Genomic DNA, 4,030 nt, shown 5'->3' with positions numbered 1-4,030 from the left:
CTCTACGATTTCGGGCCCGGCAACACGGTGCCGGCACCGGCTGCCGCCGCCTCGCCGGCCCCGCGCGCGCGGCCGATGATCGCGCTGGCCGAAGTCGATGCCAATTCGCGGCTCGACGGCACCCAGCTGCTGTACCGCCTCGGCTACGCGGATTCGAACGAGTTGCGGCCCTACGGCCAGTCGCGCTGGAGCCAGCCGCCGGCGCAGCTGCTGCGCCAGCGCCTGCGCGAAGCGCTCTCGGCCGGCCGCACGGTGCTGGGCCCGGAGGAGAGCGCCACCATCGCCCGCAGCGCGGGCCGCCTGCCCGACACCCTGCGCGTCACGCTGGAGGAGTTCAGCCAGTACTTCGAGTCGCCCGAGCGCAGCATCGGCCTGGTGCGCGTGAGCGCCACGCTGACCCGCAGCCAGCCCGCCGGCGACAAGGTGCTGGCCCAGCGCAGCTTCACGGTCCGCAAGCCCGCGCCGACCCCCGACGGGCCCGGCGGCGTCAAGGCCCTGGCGGCGGCCAGCGAGGTCGTGGTGGCCGAGCTGGTGGCCTGGGTCGACGCGCAGTAGGCCGGCGCGTCCGAGACCATCGGCAGCCGCCATGCGCATCGGCATCATCTCCGACACCCACGGGCTGCTGCGGCCCGAAGCGCTGGACTTCCTGCGCGGCTGCGATCACATCGTGCACGGCGGCGACATCGGCGGGCTGGAGATCATCGACGCCTTGTCCGCGCTGGCGCCGCTGACCGTGGTGCGCGGCAACAACGATGGCGCTGCCTGGGCCGAGGCGGTGCCGGAAACGGCGCTGCTGGAAGCCGGTGGCCTGCGCCTCTTCGCGATCCACGATCTGGCGCAATTGCGCATCGACCCGGTCGCGGCCGGCATTCGCGTCGTGGTGTCCGGCCATTCACACCGCCCGCGGGCCGAGCAGCGCGGCGCGGTGCTCTATCTGAATCCCGGCAGTGCGGGGCCGCGCCGCTTCAGGCTGCCGGTCTCGGTGGCCGAGCTGCGGATCGATGGCGAGGCGATCGTGCCGCGCATCGTCGACCTGGGCGCGTAGCGCTCAGGTGGCGCGGTGCAGCACCGGGAACAGGGTGCCCAGCCCGTCGGCCATCACCTCGACCGCCAGCGCCGCCAGGATCAGGCCCATCAGCCGCGTCATGACGTTGATGCCGGTCTTGCCGAGCACCCGCGAGATCGGTTCGGCCAGCGAGAAGGTGACGCCGGTGGCCAGGCCGATCACCACGCCGTACCCGACCAGGATCGCGAGCTCCCAGACATGCTGCGTCCGGTCGGCGAAGATGACCACCGTCGACATGGTGGCCGGGCCGGTCAGCAGCGGGATGGTCAGCGGCACGACCGCGATCGAGGCGCCGAGCGATGCCTTCACCTCCGTCGCGCGGATCTCCTCCTTGTTGGTCTTCGACTCCGCCGGCTCGGCGTTCAGCATGGAGAGCGAGCTGATCAGCAGCAGCATGCCGCCGCCGACCTGGAAGCTCGCGATCGAGATGCCGAAGAAGGACAGCAGCTGCAGCCCCAGCAGCGCGCTGACCGCGATCACGATGAAGGCGCTGAAGGCCGACACCCAGGCCGTGCGCTTGCGCTGCTGGTCGGTGCAGCCCTGCGTGTAGTGGATGAAGAAGGGGACGATCGCCAGCGGGTTCACGATGGCCAGCAGCGTGATCAGCGGCTTGATCAGATCCATCGCGGGGGGCGCCATCAGCGTCCACCCGTGACGTCGAGGAAGGTTCCGGTGACGTAGCCGGCCTCGGCCGACAGCAGCCACAGGATGCCGTGGGCCACCTCGTCGGCGCTGCCGGTGCGTTTCATCGGCACGGTCGAGGCGAGCTGGAAGGCGCGCTCGGGCAGGCCGCCCGAGGCGTGGATCTCGGTGTCGATCAGGCCCGGGCGCACCGCGTTGACGCGGATGCCTTCTTCGGCCACTTCCTTGGCCAGGCCGATCGTGAAGCTCTCGATCGCGCCCTTGCTGGCGGCGTAGTCCACGTACTGGCCCGGCGAGCCCAGGCGCGCGGCCGCGCTGGAGAGGTTGACGATCGCGCCGCCGCCGCCGCCATGCTTCGTGCTCATGCGCCGCACCGCCTCGCGGGCGCAGACGAAACTGCCGATCACGTTGATGCGCAGCATGCGTTCGAGCCGCGCCACGCTCATCTGGTCGACGCGCGACTGCATGTCGACYACGCCGGCGTTGTTGACCAGCGCCGTCAGGCGGCCGAGCTTGGCGTCGACCTTCTCGAACATCGCGAGCACCTGCGCCTCGTCGCCGACGTCGGCCTGGACCGTCATCGCGGTGCCGCCGGCGGCGCGGATGGCCCGCACCACTTCGTCGGCGGCCAGCGAGTTGCTGGCATAGTTGACCGCGACCGCGTAGCCGCGGCGCGCCGCCAGCAGCGCGGTCGCGGCGCCGATGCCGCGGCTGCCGCCGGTGATCAAGAGCACCTGGTCCAAATCCCACCTCCTGCACGAAAGCCGCGCGTCAGTTAAAACCACAGCGGATTACATCATCGAGGAGACGCTCTTGAGCCGCAGCATCGACTACTACTTCACGCCGCAGAGCCCCTGGACCTACCTCGGCCATGCGCGCTTCGCCGCCATCGCGAAGGCCGCGGGCGCCACGGTGCGCGTTCGGCCGATCGATTTCGGCGCCGTGTTCCCGGTCTCGGGCGGGCTGCCCCTGGGCAAGCGCGCGCCGCAGCGGCAGGCCTACCGCCTGGTGGACCTGGCCCGCTTCTCGCAGCACCTGGACATCGCCCTGAACCCCAAGCCCAAGTTCTTCCCGGTGGCCAGCGACGATGCCGCCCGGCTCATCATCGCGGCCGACCTGCACGACGGCACCGAGGCCGCGATGAAGCTCTGCGGCGCGGTGTTCGCAGCGGTGTGGGTTCAGGAACGCAACATCGCCGACCCCAAGGTGCTGGAAGCGCTGGCGGCGGAATGCGGGCTCGACGCCCGCTGCGCCGGCCAGGCGCAAAGCCAGGCGGTGCAGGAGCGCTACGAGGACTACACGCAGCAGGCCATCGACACCAAGGTCTTCGGCGCCCCGAGCTACGTGATCGACGGCGAGATCTTCTGGGGCCAGGACCGCCTCGATTTCGTCGAACGCGCCCTCAAGCGCCAGGCATCCACCACCGGAGCATGACCATGGGCCAATTCATCGATCTCACAGCCAGCGACGGCTTCAGCTTTCCCGCCTACGTGGCCGAGCCGGCGGGCCAGCCCCGGGGTGCCGTCGTCGTGGTGCAGGAGATCTTCGGCGTCAATTCGCACATTCGCGCGGTGGCCGACGGCTATGCGGCCGAAGGCTACCTGGCGGTGGCGCCGGCGACCTTTCACCGCGCGCGGCAGGGTGTCGAGCTGGGCTACACCGACGACGACCTGAAGGCCGGCTTTGCGCTCAAGACCGCGGTCGAGGCCCTGCCGGCGCCCGGCGTGCTGCAGGACATCCAGGCCGCGGTCGATCACGCGGCGCGGGCGGGCAAGGTCGGCATCGTGGGCTATTGCTGGGGCGGCCTGCTGACCTGGCGCGCGGCGGCCGGCGTGTCGGGCCTGGCGGCGGCGGCCCCGTACTACGGCGGCGGCATGACCACGCCGAAGGAAAGCGCGCTCGAGCCCAAGGTACCGGTGCTGGTCCATTTCGGCAGCAACGACCATTGGATTCCGCTCGACACCGTCGATGCCTTCAGGAAGGCGCATCCCGAGGTCGAGGTCCAGGTCTACGAATGCGGCCACGGCTTCAACTGCGACCAGCGCGGCTCCTACGACGCGTCGGCGGCCAGGCTGGCCAAGGAGCGCACGCTGGCGTTCTTCGCCAGGCACCTGGGCYGAGCCGGCCCCCCGCGCCGGCCGTCGCCGGTTCGCGCCGTCCGCGCGGGTTTCAGGCAGCCGGCGGCTGTTTTGCGCGTCGGCCGCCGGCCGCGGGGCGGCTTTCCTCGGATTCGGCCTGGGGCTCGGGGTCTCGCACGCGCGCTTCGAGAAAGTCCAGCAGCGCCCGCAGCGCGGCACTGTTGTGACGGCGCTGCGAATAGGC

The 4,030-nt window shown here is 71.0% G+C and carries 5 protein-coding genes and 1 pseudogene; 4 read left to right on the top strand and 2 right to left on the bottom strand.

Features of this window, described 5'->3' with window-relative positions:
* The coding region (locus AC1D2K_RS31305) for an ABC-type transport auxiliary lipoprotein family protein (RefSeq protein WP_478093902.1) at positions 1 to 555 on the top strand (555 nt) is incomplete at its 5' end.
* Between the two features lie 31 nt (positions 556 to 586).
* Entirely contained in the window at positions 587 to 1,045 is a 459-nt protein-coding gene (locus AC1D2K_RS31300; protein WP_478093900.1) for a metallophosphoesterase family protein, read from the top strand.
* A gap of 3 nt (positions 1,046 to 1,048) precedes the next feature.
* Here the strand turns inward: AC1D2K_RS31300 and AC1D2K_RS31295 are convergent, their stop codons facing one another.
* On the bottom strand, positions 1,049 to 1,690 hold the full coding sequence (locus tag AC1D2K_RS31295) for a MarC family protein (RefSeq protein ID WP_478093899.1): 642 nt from the start codon (positions 1,688 to 1,690) through the stop codon (positions 1,049 to 1,051).
* Between the two features lie 14 nt (positions 1,691 to 1,704).
* Complete coding sequence (locus AC1D2K_RS31290) at positions 1,705 to 2,451, bottom strand: SDR family oxidoreductase (RefSeq protein WP_478093897.1); 747 nt, start codon at positions 2,449 to 2,451, stop codon at positions 1,705 to 1,707.
* Positions 2,452 to 2,521: 70 nt separating this feature from the next.
* Between AC1D2K_RS31290 and AC1D2K_RS31285 the strand changes: the two genes are divergently transcribed.
* Entirely contained in the window at positions 2,522 to 3,142 is a 621-nt protein-coding gene (locus AC1D2K_RS31285) for a DsbA family protein (RefSeq protein WP_478093896.1), read from the top strand.
* A 2-nt stretch (positions 3,143 to 3,144) separates the two neighbouring features.
* Positions 3,145 to 3,825 (top strand): annotated as a pseudogene (locus tag AC1D2K_RS31280) (dienelactone hydrolase family protein); the annotation flags it as partial.
* Positions 3,826 to 4,030 lie beyond the last annotated feature (205 nt).

The organism is Variovorax sp. P1_H12_2, assembly GCF_056405335.1.
Note: the sequence above shows the minus strand (reverse complement) of the source record. Positions and strands in the feature narration are given on the sequence as shown.